Here is a 17110-nt window from a genome sequence, read left to right on the forward strand (position 1 = left end):
CAGGACGCTCGATTAGACGAACGTCAATATCGAATCCGATCCGCGGGCCGGGGTGGCAATATCTGCCGCGCGCGAGCGTAGTCGCACTGATACGCCCCGTTCGGTCGTCGATAACCGGTAATTCTCGCGATGTCGAGCGGATTTACCGTGTGTCCGAGGTTTACAAACGAACAAAATATAACCGTCAGTCGAAAAGGACGTGATTTCTGACGCCCTTATACACATTAAATCTGCTTTAGCTTTGAGCGGATGGGCCTATTACACCCACAATTTTAGCTATTTGTCAACGCTAACCCTTAAATAATGTAGGAGCAACGAATTCAAACGTGATTAAGAGGTCAAACATGGACGTGATTGCATTGGAAGCAGACGATCGTTTGGTCGACGAACGCAACGATACGTGGAAAACGGAGGTGGGCGTCTGATGGAACCGACGCTCCTGCAGAGCGAGACCGAGATCGAGATGTTGATCGACTCGATCAACTACGTGTGGATCCTGGTCGCCACGTTCCTGATCTTCTTCATGCACGCCGGTTTCGCCATGCTCGAGGCGGGGCAGGTGCGCTCGAAGAACGTCGCGAACCAGCTGACGAAGAACCTGCTGACCTGGTCGGTCGGCGTGACGGTGTTTTTCCTCATCGGCGTGGGCGTCGAGGGCGTCGTCGCCGGTGACGGCTTCGCGCCCGCCTTCCAAGGCGATGCTGCGGGCTGGCTCGACTGGCTGTACGGTGCGGTCTTCGCGATGACCGCGGCGACGATCGTTTCGGGAGCCGTCGCCGGTCGTGCGAAACTCCGCGCGTACGTCAGCTACACGTTCCTACTGGCGGCGGTCATCTACCCGGTCGTCACCGGTCTCACGTGGGCCGGCGAACACCTCGCGTACAGCGGCGTCCTGTTCCACGACTTCGCGGGCGGGACGATCGTCCACGGGATGGGCGGTGTCGCTGGCCTCACCGCTGCGTGGGTGCTGGGGCCGCGCATGGATCGATACAACAGCGACGGGAGCGCAAACGTCATTCCCGGGCACTCGCTGACCTTCGCCGTACTCGGGACGCTGGTCCTCGCCTTCGGCTGGTACGGATTCAACGTCGGTACGTCGGCGATCATCGGCGAGGGCGCGTTCCTCGGTGATCAACTCGGTCGCGTCGCGCTGACGACGACGATCGCGATGGCCTGCGGTGCGATGGGGGCCGGCCTCGTCGCGTGGCTCAAGACCGGCAAAGTCGACACGCTGTACGTCGCCAACGGTCTCCTGGCCGGCCTGGCCGCGATCACCGCGATTCCCGACACCACCGCGTGGTGGGGCGCGTTCGTCGTCGGCGGCCTCGCCGGCGCACAGCTCCCGGTCGTCTTCGAGTTCGTCGAGCAGTACCTGAAGATCGACGACGTCTGTGCGGTGTTCCCCGTCCACGGCTCCGCCGGGATCCTCGGGACGGTGCTGTTCCCCTTCGTCGCCGCCCCGGGCGTCGTCGATAGCATCGCGAACGCCTTCGTCGCACAGGTCCTCGGGGTCGCCGTCATCAGCGCCTGGACGGTCGCCGCGACCGCAGTCATCTGGTACGCGTTCAAGGCCGCCGGTCAGGCTCGCGTCTCGCCGGAACACGAACGCGACGGGCTCGACGTCTCCGAACACGGCGTCGACACCTACCCCGAATTCGGCCAGCCCGACGTCGCCACCGACGGCGGTGAGCCGAGCGGAGCGGGGCGATCCTCGTCGGAACTCCGTACCGACGGCGGCGACGAGATCATCCGCGCCGACGGGGGCGAACCCAACGACGGCGAGATCAAGATGGTCACCGCGATCGTCCGTCCCGACCGTCTCGGAGCGATCAAGCAGTCGCTGGCCGAAGCCGGCGCACCGTCGCTGACGGTCACCAACGTCTCCGGACGGGGCTCCCAGCCCGCCAAGAAAGGGCAGTGGCGCGGCGAGGAGTACACGGTCGACCTCCACCAGAAGGTCAAGATCGAGTGCGTCGTCGCCGACATCCCCGCCGGGGAGGTCGTCGACGCCATCCGCGAGGGCGCGGAAACCGGCGAACCCGGCGACGGCAAGATCTTCGTCATGCCCGTCGAGGGCGCGACCCAGATCCGGACCGGTAAGACCGGGCGAGACGCCGTCTGATCGCGGTCACACCTCCCTTTTACTGACTCTGCGTTTTCTCCTCGCGTGTCACTCGAACGCTCGCGTGACGCCTCGAGCGAACCGACCAGTACACTCATTTAGCTGCCGACGAGACGCATCGTGAATGAGTCAGCAACGCGACGGGTCGGACGTAGCGTACGACGAAACCGAAGCGGTCGGTCGCGATCCGGACCGCTCGGATCGGGTCGAATCGACCAGCGCGCTCTCGCCCCTCGAGGGCGAGGAGGTCCTCGTCGACGCGCAGCCGACGTGGTGGAACTGGATCGCCCACGCCGTCGTCGGCGGACTGGCCGGCCTGGTCGGGGTAGTCGGCCTCGCAGTTGGGAGTACGGCAGCGGCGTTGCTCGGGGTCGTCACGGCGCTCGTGATCGGGGGCTACATCTGGTACCGACGGAATCGAGTCCGCTATCTCGTCACTGATCGTCGGATCGTCGTAATCGCGGGCTTTACCGCCAGGAAAATCACCGAGACGTGGATGGAAGACATCCGCGGGCTACAGACGAGTGCGACCGCCTTCAGTCGCGACCGGGGATTCGGCACGATCGCCGTCTCGCACGCGGTGATCCCGCAGGGGTTCACGCAGGGATTCAGCCGAACGACCGCGCTGACGCTCTCGGGCGTGCCGAACTACGACGACGTGGCGAACACGATCCGACAGCGCCAGTCCGAGCGGAAGGCCGGCGACTACTGAGACGGGGTGCTGTCCCGATACACTGGTGGAACCGCGACCGTCCGGCGGCCCCACCGGTACTGACTGCCAGGAGACCGTCCGAGGCGGGCCGTCGTCCCGGCGGCGGACGACGGGTCGCGATCGCACCGAAATCGACGGACAGTAGCCGTCCGAATCGGGGGTTCGGGACCGCCCTCGAGGCAACCTCGGTACTACTTTCCCGTCGGGTTGCCAAGGCAGGAATATGAGCGACGACAACTCGCGTGACCTGTACGACCGGGCGCTGTCGGTGCTGCCCGGCGGCGTCAACTCCGCAGTTCGCGCGGCGATCGAACCGTACCCGTTTTTCGTCCGGAAAGGCGAGGGCGGCCACGTCATCGACGCCGACGGCAACCGCTACATCGACTGGGTGATGGGACTGGGCCCGCTGCTTTTGGGCCACGACCTTCCCGACCCCGTCCAGGCGAGCGTCCAGCAGAAGGCCAGCGAGGGGCCGATGTACGGCACCCCGACCGAGATCGAGGTCGACCTCGCGGAGTTCGTCGTCCGCCACGTGCCAAGCGTCGAGAAGATCCGGTTCGTCAATTCGGGAACCGAGGCGACTACGTCCGCGGTGCGGCTCGCGCGGGGCTACACCGGCCGGAACAAGATCGTCGTCATGCAGGGCGGCTACCACGGCGCACAGGAGTCGACGCTGGTCGAGGGCGACGCCGAGAACCCCCGGCCCTCCTCGGCCGGGATCCCGCAGTCCTTTGCCGAACACACCCTCCCGGTGCCGTTCAACGACGAGGACGCGGTGCGAGAAGTCTTCGAGGAACACGGTGACGACATCGCGGCGGTCCTCACCGAACCCATCCTCGGAAACTACGGCATCGTCTACCCCGAAGACGGGTACCACGAGTTCCTCCGAGAGATCACCGACGACCACGGCTCCTTGCTGATCTTCGACGAAGTGATCACCGGCTTCCGCGTCGGCGGTCTGGGCTGTGCCCAAAGCGAGTTCGGCGTCACGCCCGACCTGACCACGTTCGGCAAGATCATCGGCGGCGGCTTCCCCGTCGGTGCCATCGGCGGCCGCGCCGAAATCGTCGAGAACTTCACGCCCTCCGGCGACGTCTTCCAGGCCGGGACCTTCTCGGGCCACCCCGTCACGATGGCCGCCGGCCTCGAGACCCTGCAATTTGCCGCGGCAAACGACGTCTACGACCACGTCAACGGCCTCGGCGACGAACTTCGCAGCGGCCTGACGGACATCCTCGCCGACCAGGCACCGAGCTACACCGTCACCGGCACCGACAGCATGTTCAAGGTGATATTCACCCGCGAAGGACCCGGTCCGAACTCGCTCGAGGAGCAGTGTTCGGCCGGCTGCCGACAGGATCCGACCTGTCCGCGCTACGACTACTGTCCGAAACACGCCGCCGACGTCAAAAACGCCGAGACCGAGCGCTGGCGGCGCGTCTTCTGGGGCCAAATGAAAGACGAGGGCGTGTTCCTCTCGCAGAACCAGTTCGAGTGTCAGTTCGTCAGCTACGGCCACACCGAAGACGACGTCGAGCGGACCCTCGAGGCGTACAAGGAAGCGCTGTAGACAGCCCGTCGCGGACTCGATCGCTGAGACGGTCTCCTATCAGTCAGTATCAGTGTGCCGAAAAACGGTGACAAGAATCCGTATTATACGGTCTGCTGGCACTCAGTACCGGTGTCCCCGCGACCGTCCTGCGGGGACACCGGTAAACAGCGACAATAATCCGTCTCAGTCGTCGTCGCTGATCGGGTCGACGAGATCGCTATCGGCAAAGATCCGATCGGCGATGACGTGACTGCTCGACTCGTCGGCTGTCGCTGTCCCATCACACGGTGGGTCCGAGCGGCGGTTCAGTCAGCGGCCGTGACGATCGCGTCCCGATAGTTCGCGATCTCGTCGAGGACGGCCTCGCGATCGTCCTCGTCGACGTCGAACTCGGCGAGCGCGTCGTCTAAGTGGGTCGCGATCGCCCCGAAGTCCGACGGCGTGATGTCCATGTCCGCGTGAGCGGCCGCCATCTCCTCGCCGGTGTACTCGACGGGGCCGCCGGTGACCGAACTGATGAACTGGGCCTGATGGGCGCGCTGTTTCTGCATGTCGACGTCGTCGAAGTACTCCGCGACCTGTTTGTCCGCCATGACGCGGTCGTAGAATTCGTCGACGACGGCCGTGATCGCGTCGTCACCACCGAGTCGCTCGTAGAGCGAGTCTGTCATTGGGTCATATGTACCCACTTGAAATGGATAAGCTCCGGTCCGAACACGTTGTAGGAAAAATATTGCGTGTGGTTGTCAAACACATAAAGGGAGCAGATCGGTTCTCGATCGACCGGTCCGAGGCCGATCCGCCGCGCGTCGGACAAGCGTGCGCTTTTCATACTCGAGGCTCGGACTGACGCCTATGAGAACACGCGGGACGTTGCGACTGGCGACGAGGGGATCCGCTCTCGCCCGGCGACAGGCCTCGCTCGTCACGGAGGCCCTGGAAGACCGCCGGTACGAGGTGGAACTCGTCACGGTCGAAACGACGGGGGACCAGATCAGAGACGAACTGATTCACCGGCTCGGCAAGACGGGTGCGTTCGTCCGCGAACTCGACGAACGGGTCCTCGAGGGCGATCTCGACGGGGCGATCCACTCGATGAAGGACATGCCCACCGAACAGCCCGCGGAACTGGTGACCGCCGGGATTCCAGAGCGCGGACGACCGGGCGACGTCCTCGTCACGCCCGACGGCTCGACTCTCGAGGAGTTGCCGGCGGGCGCGACCGTCGGCACCTCGAGTCTCCGCCGGCGCGCGCAACTGCTCTCGGAGCGGGACGATCTCACGGTCGAGCCGCTGCGGGGCAACGTCGACACGCGCCTCGAGAAGCTGTTGGCCCCGTCGCTGCAGGCGGAACATCAGGAGCGGTCCGAGGCCGACAAAGAGCGGAAGGGGAATACCGGCGACGACGATTTCGAGGCCGAGTACGACCGCACCACCGACGAGTGGTTCGACGACCTCTCGGAACTCGAGCGTCAGGCGCTGGGTCGGGAGGTCGAGACGGAGTACGACGCCATCGTGCTGGCGCAGGCGGGCCTCGAGCGCAGCGGGCTCGCCCACTACGTGGACTATCAGGAGCTGGCGACCGACACGTTCGTCCCCGCACCGGGACAGGGGGCGCTGGCGGTGACCGCTCCGGACGGCGAGACCGCACGCGATATCAAGAGTGCGATCGATCACCCGCGGAGCCGCGTCGAGACGACCGTCGAGCGGACGATCCTGGCGGAGTTGGGCGGCGGCTGTATCGCGCCGATTGGCATCTACGCGGTCCTTCAGGGGGAACACATCCACGCGACCGTCACCGTCTTCGACCGGGACGGCGACGAGTCGGTGACCGGGAGCCGCGACCTGCCCGTCGACAGCCACGCCGAGGCCGCCCGGGAGTTCGCCCGGGACCTCGCCGACCGCGGGGCCGCAGAACTGATCGAAGGGGCCCGGGAGGACGCCGACGAAGGCGTCTCCGAGGGAGATAAGCCCGAGGGGAAATAGCGAGGGAATACCGAATGTCCGACACCCGAACCGACGCCGAGCCCGGCACCGTCTACCTCGTCGGCAGCGGCCCCGGCGATCCCGACCTGTTGACCGTGAAAGCGAAGCGGCTACTCGAGGAGTGCGATGTCGTCCTCCACGACAAGCTACCCGGCCCCGAGATCATCGATCGGCTCCCCGAGGACCGCCGCGAGGACGTGGGGAAACGCGCCGGCGGCGAACGCACGCCCCAGTCCGAGATCAACGAGCGGCTGGTCGAACTCGCCCGCGAGGGCAAAAGCGTCGTCCGACTGAAAGGCGGCGACTCGTTCGTCTTCGGCCGCGGCGGCGAGGAAGCCGCGTATCTCGCGGCCCACGGGATCCCCTTCGAGGTCGTCCCCGCGGTCACCTCGGCCATCGCCGCGCCCGCCGTCGCGGGGATTCCGGTCACCCACCGCGATCACGCCTCCTCAGTCTCGTTCGTCACGGGCCACGAGGACCCTACGAAGGAGGAGTCGGCCGTCGACTGGGAGGCACTCGCCGCCACCGGCGGCACCATCGTCGTCCTGATGGGCGTCGGCCGCCTGCCGGACTACACGACGGCGCTGCTCGAGGCCGGAATGGCCCCCGAGACGCCGGTCGCGCTCGTCGAACGGGGTACCTGGCCCGGCCAGCAGGTCGCGACGGGCACCCTCGAGACGATCGTCGACGCCCGCGACGAGGCGGGGATCGAGCCGCCGGCCGTGACGGTGATCGGCGACGTGGCGGGGACGCGGGAATCGGTCGTCGAGTTCCTGCAGCACGACTACGGCGCGACCGACGACGGCGCCGACGGAGGGGCGTAACGATGAGCGAGACGCCCACCGTCGCCGTCTTTCGGCCCGACGACGACCGCCTCGAGCGGGCCGCCGAACTGCTCGCGGACCTCGGCGCGGAGCCGGTTCCGGACCCGATGCTCGCGGTCGAGGCGACCGACGCCGTCCCGCGGACCGATTCGGACTACGTCGTCTTCACGAGCAAGACCGGCGCGGAACTGGTCTCCGAAGCGGGCTGGGTACCCGGCGACGAGACCGTCTGTGCCATCGGCCCGGCGACGGCCGACGCGCTCCGCGCGGAGGGGTACGCGGTCGATCTCGTCCCCGAGGAGTTCACCTCGAGCGGGCTGGTCGCAGCGCTTTCGGACGCCGTCGACGGCGCGCGCGTCGAGGTCGCCCGCAGCGACCACGGCAGCCCGGTGTTGCTCGACGGGCTCGCGGACGCGGGCGCGTACGTCCACGAGACGATCCTCTACCGGCTCGTCCGGCCCGAGGGAAGCGGCGAGTCGGCCGCGATGGCCGCGGCGGGCGAGCTCGACGCCGCCTGTTTCACCTCGTCGCTGACCGTCGACCACTTCCTCGAGGCCGCGGCCCAGCGGAGCGTCCGCGAGGCGGCGCTCGAGGGGCTCACGGACGCCGTCGTCGGCGTCATCGGCGAGCCGACGGCCGAGACGGCCGCCGAGCGGGGCATCGACGTCGATCTGGTCGCGAGCGAAGCGACCTTCGATCGACTGGCCGCGGAGACCGTCGACGCGGCGACCGACGGCGAATGACCGGCCGGCGGGCGTTTCTCGCGACCGCAGGTGCCGCGGCGCTTGGCGGCTGTGCCGCGCCCGCGGTCGAGCCGACCGCCGTCGCGGACCACGAGCGCCACGAGACGACGATCGGGTTCGTCGGCGACGCGATGCTCGGCCGCAACGTCGACGACCGCTACGGGCGGGCCGGCGTCGACCCTGCCGCCGTCTGGGGCGACCTCCGGCCCCGACTGCAGTCGCTGGACGGCGTCTGCTGTAACCTCGAGTGTTGCCTGTCGACGCGGGGCCGGCGGTTCCCCGACCGGACCTACTACTTTCGGGCCGATCCCGCGTGGGCCGTTCCCGCGCTCGAGGCCGGCAACGTCCGGTTCGCGTCGCTGGCGAACAACCACGCCCTCGATTTCGGGCCGACCGCGCTTCTGGACACCGTCGACGCCCTCGAGGACGCGGGGATGGGATTCGCGGGGGCCGGCGAGACGCCGACGGCGGCCCGCGCGCCCGCGACGGTTTCGATCGGTGACGTCGACGTCGCGGTCGTCTCCGTCGCCGACCACTACGCCGAGTACGGCGCGACCGCGGACCGCCCCGGAACGGCCTACGTCGAGTTCGACCCCGAGTCGGCCGAGAGCCGACGACTCGTCGGCGAGTCCCTCGAGCGCGCGAAAGCGACCGAGCCGGACCTGCTGGTCGCGTCGGTCCACTGGGGCCCGAACTGGGTCGAGTACCCCGACGACGACCTGCGGGCGTTCGGCCACTGGCTGATCGATCGGGGGGTCGACCTCGTCCACGGCCACAGCGCCCACGTCGTCCAGGGGGTCGAACGCTACGGCGACGGCCTCGTCCTCCACGATACCGGCGACATCGTCGACGACTACGTGATCAAGGAGGACCTGCGAAACGACCGCACCGTCCTCTTCGAACTCGGCCTCGAGGGCGAGAGTCCGGCGGAACTGCGCCTCGTCCCCGCCGTCATCGACGACGAGACGGTCACGCCGGCCGACGAAGACGAGGCGGCGTGGCTCCGGGAGACGATGCGCGACCGCTCCGCGCCGTTCGGAACCGAGTACGACCGCGACGGCAGGGATCTCGTTCTCTCGCTGTAGGTGCGTCGGCAACCGTTCGCTTCCGGCGATCCGCGGGTTTATGAGCGAAGCCGACCCACAGTGTGTCGATGGCAGGGCCGGTTCCCGACCTCGAGGATCGTGCGGTCGCGTGTGCCGAGCGGCTGTGTGCGGCCGACAGCGTGTTGCTCGCCTCACATATCGACGCCGACGGACTAACCAGTGCCGCGATCGCCGCACAGGCCCTCGAACGGGCGGGGATCCCCTTCGAGGCGGTCTTCGAGAAACAGCTCGACGACGAGGCGATCGCCGCGATCGCGGCGACCGAGTACGACACCGTCCTCTTTACCGACTTCGGGAGCGGCCAACTCGACAGCATCGGCGACCACGAGGACGCCGGCGAGTTCACGCCCGTGATCGCCGATCACCACCAGCCCGCCGATCGGAACACCGAGTACCACCTCAACCCGCTCCTGTTCGGGATCGACGGCGCGTCGGAGCTGTCGGGGGCCGGCGCGAGCTACGTCCTCGCGCGGGCGCTCGCGGACGTAGCGGACGACGGGTCCGATTCGGCGGTCGCGGCGGATGGAGGGACCGTCACCACCTCCGGAGCCAACGCCCGCGCGGACAACCGCGATCTCGCCGCCCTCGCCGTCGTCGGTGCGGTCGGCGACATGCAGGCCACCAGCGGCCAGCTCCACGGCGCGAACGCGGCCATCGTCGAGGAGGGCGTCGACGCCGGCGTCCTCGAGACGGGCAAGGACCTCGCGCTCTACGGCAAACAGACTCGGCCGCTCCCGAAGCTGCTCGAGTACGCCACGGACGTTCACATCCCCGGGATCTCGAACGACGAGAACGGGGCGCTGCGCTTTCTCGACGGGCTGGACCTCGAACTGAAACGCGACGGCGAGTGGCGCACGTGGGCCGATCTCTCGAACGACGAGAAACGGACCGTCGCCAGCGCGCTCGTCCGGCGGGCCGTCTCGAGCGGCGTCCCGGCGAACAAGATCGACGAACTCGTCAGTACGGCCTACGTCCTGTGCGAGGAGCCGGTCGGCACCGAACTCCGGGACGCCAGCGAGTTCTCGACGCTCCTCAATGCGACCGCCCGCTACGAGCGGGCCGACGTCGGCCTCGGGGTCTGTCTGGGCGACCGGGACGGCGCGCTCGAGCGGGCGCGACAGCTCCTGCGCGAACACCGGCGGAACCTCTCGAACGGGATCGATCTGGTCACCCGCGAGGGGGCGACCCAGGAAGAGTACGTCCAGTGGTTCCACGCGGACGACGAGATCCGCGAGACCATCGTCGGCATCGTCGCCGGGATGGCGATGGGCAACGAGGGGATCAGCCGCTCGAAGCCGATCATCGCCTTCGCGGACAAGAACGACGAGGAAGTCAAGGTCTCGTCCAGAGGGACCCACTCGCTGGTCCGACAAGGACTCGACCTCTCGGTCGTGATGGGCGAGGCCTCCCGCGCCGTGGGCGGCGACGGCGGCGGCCACGACGTGGCGGCCGGTGCGACGGTTCCGAAAGGCGAGGAAGGGGCGTTCGTCGAACGCGCCGACGAGATCGTCGGCGAGCAACTGTCCTAGATTCAGGTCGATCGATCCATCGAGGCCGGCACCGTCGGGAGCAGCGGCGCGCGCGAGGTGAACATGTAGGTCGCCTTCCGAACGGCCCCCTTGCCGTACTGGACGGCGCTTTTCCGGATCGGCGTGCGCTTGCCGCGGATCTGGGTCCGGCCCTCGAGGATCGCCTCGACGAGGTCGTCGCCGTCGATGTCGGCTTTGGTCGGAGTCACGACCTCGGGCGTGACGAGTACTTCGGTGTAGGCCTTGCCGACGTTGGGCAGGTAGTGGGCGTCGCTGGCACCGATCTGGGGGTAGTCACGCCGGCTGGCGAAAGTGCGGGCCCGACGGTTGCGATACCCGGTAAAGACCATCGAGTTGTAGGTCTCGATCGCGTCGGCGTCCTCGATGTAGCGCTTGCGGACGCCGTGGCGACTGCGCTGGAAGGGATGGGGAACGATCGCGACCCCGCCCAGCTCGCGGACGGTCTCGACGGTCCCCATGAACGGCTGGCCGGGATCGGGCCGTTCCTCGACGCCGATCGCCAGCAGATGCCCGTGTCGCGTCGATACTTCGACGCCGGGGATGCCGATCAACCCGTAGTCGGGCGCGAGGTCGGCCGCCCGCCGCGACTCGGAGATTTCGTCGTGATCGGTGATTACCACCCCGTCGAGCCCGATATCAGCGGCCTGCTCGAGGATAAGTTCGATCGGTTCGTGGCCGTCGTAGGAGTCGTCCGAATGCACGTGAAAGTCGATCGCGAACGGAATCTGAGAGGACATAGGATGATGACTGGCCTGCGCGTTGCGACTACCAATAGCCTGTTGCCGAGCATAAACACTGTGTGTCGCGACGCTCGAGGCGTCGATCGAGCCGCCGCCCAATTCAATATATCGTTATTTGGTTTAATAGCGTGTGGACGGGACGTCTCGGGGTGCTGATCGCGGACGGCGACGCGGCAGCGAACCCGTGAAAACGCGGTACCAGCGGACTGTACCGCCGAAAGCCCACCTCGATCTTCGGCGATCGGCCGGCGGCGATCAGCCGTGGGAAACGTAGTGGTCGATACCGAGTCGCGAGTGAACGACCGCGCCGCGTCCGCGTTCGTCGACAGTGGTTCGGTACCCACCGTGTGCACGACGGGATCGGCCGTCGGCGTATCAGGCGACGATCGCTCGAGGTGTGAGCTTCGCTCGAGGGCCGACGTGAACCCGCGTGCGACCGGGAGCCGGGCCAGTTGCTCGTCAGTTTCGTGCGGTCGTTGCCGACACGGGGCAGTCGGTGGGTTGCGTGAAGCCAGCGCCCCCGCCGTTCTCACCCGGGACCCGAACCGGTGCGACGGCAGCGCGGTCACCGCGCGACCGCACCGAGCGATCGCGTCGTGGACGACCGGCTCGAACGTCGGCCGGTCAGTACCGGCGCTTTCGTCGCTTCGCGAACTGCGTGACGGATGCCCGCGCTCGAGGACCGCCCGTTGTCGGCCAAATCGGGGCCTCGTACTCACGTCGGGCCGTTCCTCACGGTCCGTCGGTCCGTGGGCCTATCCTCGCGAACGGTCGCGTGCCCCGGCGAGACGCCGTCTCGTCCGGCGGAGTTACACCCGAACGGACCGGAAAGCGATCCAAACACCCACTAATAAACTATATTCAGATATACGAAATCGAGGGGCGACGGCTGGAAACCACCTGTTACCGGCGCTCGGGTCGGTGCCCCCGAACCCTCGACTCGACCCGTGGATTAGGCCGGCCTAAATTTCGATGGACTTATCATTGTTTAGGTTAGCCTAAATAACAACGACACCGTCGCCGATGGGCGTCCGAGCCGCCGTCGCACGGCCCGGAGTTCGGCTCCTCGGGGACGAGACTGGAGGAAACCATGGTCGGAACCACGCTCCGAGAGATTCGCCATCACATCGAACGGCTGGCCAGCGACGACGGCGAGTACTACGTCGTCTGTGCCCGCTCCGGGGAACGACCCGTCCCAGTTGCCGGGCAGCGGTTCCCGACGCGGACCGCCGCGGCCGACGCCGTCCGGGCGACCGAACAGTACCGCGCCGCGCTCAGACGTTACGACCCACAGCTCCCGTTTTACGACCCGGTCGTCTGCCAGGAACGGGTCGGCGAGGACTCGACGACGACCGCGAGCAGGCCAGCCCCCGAGACAGCGGAGCCACGGGGAGACGAGTCGGCATCGACGTCGGCGACCGAGGCCGCGCCCGCGGACGACGATCCCCTGATCAGCTTCTGTCACGACGTCTCCGGCTCCGTCTTCGAAGCGCTGTCGGCCCGGGATCACGACGCCGCCGAGCGGGCGATCATGGAGACGTACCTGGCCGCGGCCGAGGCGACGACCGACCCGAACACGCTCTGTCTGGTGTTGCTCGAGACGATGGCCGCGGAGCTAGAGACCCACCTCGAGGCGGTCGAGCGGACCCGCGTGCTGGAGGCGGCGGCAGCGAACCTCCCGCCGGTCGAGTCGGCCTCGGATCCGGTCGCGGCGAGTCTGGAGTTTCTGGACTCGCTATCGCTGCTCCGGGAGTACGGGCTCGATCGCGAGTCGGCCGCGGCCGGGGATCGGGACGTCTGGACCGTCTCGCTGCGCGGCTACGCCATCGAGTGTGGCGACCGGCGGTTCCCGACGCTGCCGATCGGGATCGACGTGCTACGGCGGTCGAGGACGACCGACGCGCCGGCCGTCACCGACGTGCGGGCGCTGGGCGACGGCGACTGGGAGTTTGTCCTCACGAGCGACGCGGGGACGGCGGGGGGGCTCGTCTGTACCCGGGGGGAGCGGCCGTGACCGGATCGACCGCGCTCCACGGGGCCCCCGACTGCGTGGACCGGGAGCTGGCGGCGGTGGCCGCTCGAGACGAGGCCTTCGAGACGTTCGCCCGGCGCGTCCGTGCCCTCTCCGCGTCGACCTCGGCGACGGGCGGCGGACGGGCGACCGCGGCGACGCCGATGGCGATGACGACGGCGGGCGAAGCGGGCGGTGCGAGCGCGACGACGGACGGAACGGGGTGTGTCGCCGTTCGCGAGGCCTTCGCCGAGACGGTCGCGCCCCACAGCACCGCCGACCTCGCGGACGACGAACCGCTCGTCGAGACGATCGCCGCCGAACTGAACGAGGACGTCGCCGTCGCGCTCGCCGCCGAAACGGGCTGGACGCCGACGCTCAAACGCGCCGTCCTCGAGGAGGTCGATACCAGACGCCGCGAGGTCGAGGTCGTTCGCGAGACCCTCGAGACCGAACGGGAGACCGTCGCCGCGGCGATCGACGAGGTCGACGAGATCCTGGCGTGGCTGCAGTCGACGGCCGAAGAGTCGCTACTACAGTGTGATTTCGAGACCCTGCGGGCGAAACACGACCGGCTCGAGGGCTATCGGGAGCGACTCGAGGAACTGACCGTCCGGCGGCAGTCGCAGTTCACCGAATCGACGAACCGGTACGGTCCGGGTGGGACCCGGTATCGGACGGTGGTCGCGTCGGTGTATTCCGCTCGGCCGGCCCGGCATCCGCTCCTCTCGACGGCGACACGGCTCTACGGGATCTGTGGCGACTGTCAGCGGACGGTCCGGGCACACCTGACCCGACGCGTCTAGTCCGTCGCGTCTCGGTCGGGCGGGACCGTGCTACGGCGGCGACTCGGAGAATCGATCCGGAACGAGGTCGGCCAGCGAGACGTCCTCGAGAACGGTTCCGACCGCGAGCGGGTCGTCTGCGGTCGAGACCCGCTCGTGAACCCGGCACATGCACTCGAGCAAGCCGTCGACGGCCGCCCGTCGGGTCGAGACGCGCCCGATCGACCGGGAGATGGACCGATCGGTGAGGAAGTAACGGTACTGAAGTTCCCAGTGCCGACAGAGGCCGAGGGTCGGATGGGACCGCGCGGGGACACAGTCCGCGATCAGGTCGATCCGCGGGCGAGCGTGTCGGTAGACGAACCGCCCCTCACAGCGTTCCGCGAGGCCCCAGCGGGGCGGCAGGGCCTCCTGGGGAATGGGATCCTGGTCGACGGTCATGTGCGCTGATATCGCCGAGTGCGGTGGTGTTCGTTCCGCCTGCGAGTGCGGGGACCTCTGTAGGCATCCCCTACCGCAGGTCAGCGGTCGGTCGCGAGTCCTCGCCGGCCGGCGGCCACGCGACGAACGCCGCAGCGAACGGGTCGATCGTCCGACTTTTGTCTCCGCTCGTCTTCGAGTCGAGTATGGCCGAGTTCGATCCCGAGCAGTTCGAGGACAAGTACGCCAACTACTTCCCCGAACTCCAGCAGGCGTACAAGAACGCGTTCAACCGGATGAACGACAGCTACGACTCCGAACTGGTCCACGCGATCGACCAGCAGGTCTTAAACGAGAGCGAACCCTTCTACGAGGGCGACGGCGAGTTCCGGGTCGAACTCCCGGACGACCCCTACGGCCGACTCGACGGCGTCCTCGTCGAGCAAGAGCGGTTCGAACAGCTCCTCGAGAAACACGTCGCGGAGATCGAAACGGAACTCCGACGCGTCTTCGAGTTCGAGTAAGCCGTCGGCGACGGTGGCAGCCGAACATGGCGGACGGAAGGTTTAGGGGGGCCGACACCCAAGAGCATTCCATGAGCACCGAGACCCAGAACGACGGGGACGACCTCGAGGACCGCGTGACGAACTTCCTGCGCCGGAACTTCCCGCAGATCCAGATGCACGGCGGCAGCGCGGCGATTCAGGATATCGATCGCGAGAGCGGCGAAGTCAGCATCGCCCTCGGTGGCGCCTGCAGCGGCTGTGGTATCTCGCCGATGACGATCCAGGCGATCAAGAGCCGGATGGTCAAGGAGATTCCCGAAATCGAGAAAGTCAACGCCTCCACCGGCATGGACGGCGGCGAAGCGGAGATGGGCGGCATGAGCCCCTCCTTCCCCGGCGAAACCGTCGACGACGACGGAGAGGCCGACGAAGGCCCGGAAGCACCGTTCTAACTCCCCGTCCCGCGTAATCTCGAACCGAGTTTTTCGCTATTTCCACCTCGAGAGTTGCCGGTGCGGATCGCGGGACGTGAGGAAGCCGAGCGACCGGCGCTATCGCAACCCGCGACCGCGTTCCCACGTCCGTACCAGCGCCGCCAACGTCCGGTTCGTCGGAACCGAGAGACCGTGATCGACCGCCCGGTCGACCACGTAGCCGTTGATCGCGTCGATCTCGGTGCGCCGACCGGCGCGGACGTCTTGGGCCATCGAGGACGTGTTCGCGGCCGTCGCCTCGGCGACGGCTTCCATGGCAGCCACCGCCTCGTCGCTCGAGAGCGCCACGTCGCAGGCGCGGGCGACGCGGGCCGTCTCGCGGCTCGCCGCGCGCGCGAGATCGGCCGCAGGGGCGTCGAGGACGGCCCCGTTTTCCGTCTCGGTCAGGGCAGTAATGGCGTTGATCCCCGCGTTGACCGCGAGTTTCTCCCACAGGCGGCGGGGCATGTCCGCGGCGACGAGCGTCTCGATGCCCGCAGAGCGGAATCCATCGCCGACCGCGTCGGCGAGCGACGAGGGACCGCCCTCGCGAGCGCCCAGTACCACCTCGCCGACGCCGGTACACGCGACGACGCCCGGTTCCCGCAGCACGGCCCCGTAGGTCGCCGTCCCCGCCAGCACCGGGGCCTCGAGCCGGTCGGCGAGGATCGACTCGTTTCCCATGCCGTTCTGTAGCGACAGGACCGCGTCGATGGCTCCGGTCGCGAGCCGGTCAGCTGCCGTCTCCGTGTCGAAGGCCTTGACCGTCACCACGGCGAGGTCCGCCTCGAGCCCGGTGCCGTCGGTCGTCGCCGCCGGGAAGACGCGGGCGGGCCCGTCGACCGCTCCCTCGAGGGACAGTCCCGACTCGCGAACGGCACGGGCGTGATCCTCGCGGGCGACCAGCGTCACGTCGTGGTCGCCTGCGAGGAGGCCGCCGACGAGACTGCCGAGGCTGCCGGCTCCGAACACGACGATATCCATGCCTCGAGGTGACGCGGTGGGATATAAACGGGTTTCGTCCCACGGGCGCCTCGAGTGCGCTCGGCGACAGTGGACGAGTTTGCCGCCGGCGCCGAAGACGGAGACAACACCTCTAGTAAATTCTATAGTGCTATACTAAATCTGGATGGTCCCGGGGAAGCGACCGATCGACGCGACTCGAGTCAGTCCTCGGTCCAGTACATCAGGTCCTCCCGCTCGGTGTTGCAGTTCGGGCACTGCTCGGGGAGTCCGTCGTCGATCTCGCCCATTTCCCCACACTCCATGCAGCGCCACATCAGTTCGGCCTCGCCGAACTCGTGGCCCGAGCGGGCGTGTTCGACGCTCATCGCCTCCGCGCCCTCGCGGGTCGTAACGAAAAAGCCGCTCTGTTCGAACCCCCGAATCGTCCCGATTTCGTTCCCGTCATCGTCGTAGACCCGCTGTCCGAAGTTGAGTTTCTCGACCGCCTCGATCGCCTCTCGCTCGCCTTCCGCCGCGGGCTTCTCACCGGTTTCGACCATGCCCGGAGCCACACCGCCGACCGGAATAAAGACGGGGCGTGCATTGTGCGAGCGGCCGTTCGTGGTCTCGAGACG

At 67.6% G+C, this 17110-nt stretch carries 17 protein-coding genes; 12 read left to right on the forward strand and 5 right to left on the reverse strand.

Features of this window, described 5'->3' with window-relative positions; translation table 11 throughout:
• Positions 1-424 precede the first annotated feature (424 nt).
• The 3 genes from A6E15_RS15910 to hemL all read left to right on the forward strand — a co-directional run bounded on the left by A6E15_RS15910 (position 425) and on the right by hemL (position 4404).
• On the forward strand, positions 425-2122 hold the full coding sequence (locus A6E15_RS15910; protein WP_076147626.1) for an ammonium transporter: 1698 nt from the start codon (positions 425-427) through the stop codon (positions 2120-2122).
• A 124-nt stretch (positions 2123-2246) separates the two neighbouring features.
• Complete coding sequence (locus A6E15_RS15915; RefSeq protein WP_076147628.1) at positions 2247-2834, forward strand: PH domain-containing protein; 588 nt, start codon at positions 2247-2249, stop codon at positions 2832-2834.
• Between the two features lie 223 nt (positions 2835-3057).
• Entirely contained in the window at positions 3058-4404 is a 1347-nt protein-coding gene (gene hemL / locus A6E15_RS15920; protein ID WP_076147630.1) for a glutamate-1-semialdehyde 2,1-aminomutase, read from the forward strand.
• 287 nt (positions 4405-4691) lie between these two features.
• On the opposite strand, the gene A6E15_RS15925 is transcribed toward hemL, so the two are convergent.
• Positions 4692-5057, reverse strand: a complete 366-nt coding sequence (locus tag A6E15_RS15925) for a group I truncated hemoglobin (RefSeq protein ID WP_076147632.1) — start codon at positions 5055-5057, stop codon at positions 4692-4694.
• A 184-nt stretch (positions 5058-5241) separates the two neighbouring features.
• Between A6E15_RS15925 and hemC the strand changes: the two genes are divergently transcribed.
• The 5 genes from hemC (at position 5242) to A6E15_RS15950 (ending at position 10574) form a co-directional block, all read left to right on the forward strand.
• Positions 5242-6372 carry a hydroxymethylbilane synthase gene (gene hemC / locus A6E15_RS15930; protein WP_076147634.1) on the forward strand — a complete coding sequence of 377 codons (1131 nt, stop codon included), beginning with the start codon at positions 5242-5244 and terminating at the stop codon, positions 6370-6372.
• A gap of 14 nt (positions 6373-6386) precedes the next feature.
• Complete coding sequence (cobA, locus tag A6E15_RS15935; protein WP_076147635.1) at positions 6387-7196, forward strand: uroporphyrinogen-III C-methyltransferase; 810 nt, start codon at positions 6387-6389, stop codon at positions 7194-7196.
• 2 nt (positions 7197-7198) lie between these two features.
• The gene (locus A6E15_RS15940; RefSeq protein ID WP_076147637.1) at positions 7199-7939 is read left to right on the forward strand and encodes a uroporphyrinogen-III synthase; all 741 of its coding nucleotides are present in this window, start codon (positions 7199-7201) and stop codon (positions 7937-7939) included.
• Positions 7936-9024: a CapA family protein gene (locus tag A6E15_RS15945; protein ID WP_076147639.1), complete on the forward strand. Its 1089-nt coding sequence runs from the start codon at positions 7936-7938 to the stop codon at positions 9022-9024. The genes A6E15_RS15940 and A6E15_RS15945 overlap by 4 nt, the downstream gene beginning before the upstream one ends.
• Before the next feature lie 68 nt (positions 9025-9092).
• Positions 9093-10574, forward strand: a complete 1482-nt coding sequence (locus A6E15_RS15950) for a DHHA1 domain-containing protein (protein ID WP_076147641.1) — start codon at positions 9093-9095, stop codon at positions 10572-10574.
• A 2-nt stretch (positions 10575-10576) separates the two neighbouring features.
• Here A6E15_RS15950 and A6E15_RS15955 read toward each other — a convergent pair whose 3' ends face one another.
• Positions 10577-11332, reverse strand: coding sequence for a CehA/McbA family metallohydrolase (locus A6E15_RS15955; RefSeq protein ID WP_076147643.1), 756 nt, complete (start codon positions 11330-11332; stop codon positions 10577-10579).
• A 1093-nt stretch (positions 11333-12425) separates the two neighbouring features.
• Between A6E15_RS15955 and A6E15_RS15960 the strand changes: the two genes are divergently transcribed.
• Both A6E15_RS15960 and A6E15_RS15965 read left to right on the forward strand, forming a co-directional pair.
• Positions 12426-13349 carry a DUF7551 domain-containing protein gene (locus A6E15_RS15960; RefSeq protein ID WP_076147644.1) on the forward strand — a complete coding sequence of 308 codons (924 nt, stop codon included), beginning with the start codon at positions 12426-12428 and terminating at the stop codon, positions 13347-13349.
• Positions 13346-14152 (forward strand): DUF7260 family protein, encoded by an 807-nt coding sequence (locus A6E15_RS15965; protein ID WP_076147646.1) that lies wholly within the window; start codon positions 13346-13348, stop codon positions 14150-14152. Before A6E15_RS15960 ends, A6E15_RS15965 begins: the two co-directional genes overlap by 4 nt.
• Positions 14153-14182: 30 nt before the next feature.
• Here A6E15_RS15965 and A6E15_RS15970 read toward each other — a convergent pair whose 3' ends face one another.
• On the reverse strand, positions 14183-14572 hold the full coding sequence (locus A6E15_RS15970; RefSeq protein WP_076147648.1) for a hypothetical protein: 390 nt from the start codon (positions 14570-14572) through the stop codon (positions 14183-14185).
• Between the two features lie 185 nt (positions 14573-14757).
• Here A6E15_RS15970 and A6E15_RS15975 point away from each other — a divergent pair, with 185 nt between their 5' ends.
• Both A6E15_RS15975 and A6E15_RS15980 read left to right on the forward strand, forming a co-directional pair.
• Complete coding sequence (locus A6E15_RS15975) at positions 14758-15075, forward strand: DUF5783 family protein (RefSeq protein WP_076147650.1); 318 nt, start codon at positions 14758-14760, stop codon at positions 15073-15075.
• 71 nt (positions 15076-15146) lie between these two features.
• Positions 15147-15509, forward strand: a complete 363-nt coding sequence (locus A6E15_RS15980; protein ID WP_076147651.1) for a NifU family protein — start codon at positions 15147-15149, stop codon at positions 15507-15509.
• A 99-nt stretch (positions 15510-15608) separates the two neighbouring features.
• Here the strand turns inward: A6E15_RS15980 and A6E15_RS15985 are convergent, their stop codons facing one another.
• Both A6E15_RS15985 and A6E15_RS15990 read right to left on the reverse strand, forming a co-directional pair.
• Positions 15609-16514, reverse strand: a complete 906-nt coding sequence (locus tag A6E15_RS15985) for a ketopantoate reductase family protein (RefSeq protein ID WP_076147653.1) — start codon at positions 16512-16514, stop codon at positions 15609-15611.
• Between the two features lie 182 nt (positions 16515-16696).
• Positions 16697-17035 (reverse strand): DUF7130 family rubredoxin-like protein, encoded by a 339-nt coding sequence (locus A6E15_RS15990; RefSeq protein ID WP_076147664.1) that lies wholly within the window; start codon positions 17033-17035, stop codon positions 16697-16699.
• Positions 17036-17110 lie beyond the last annotated feature (75 nt).

It is taken from the genome of Natrinema saccharevitans (assembly GCF_001953745.1).
GTDB lineage: Archaea > Halobacteriota > Halobacteria > Halobacteriales > Natrialbaceae > Natrinema > Natrinema saccharevitans.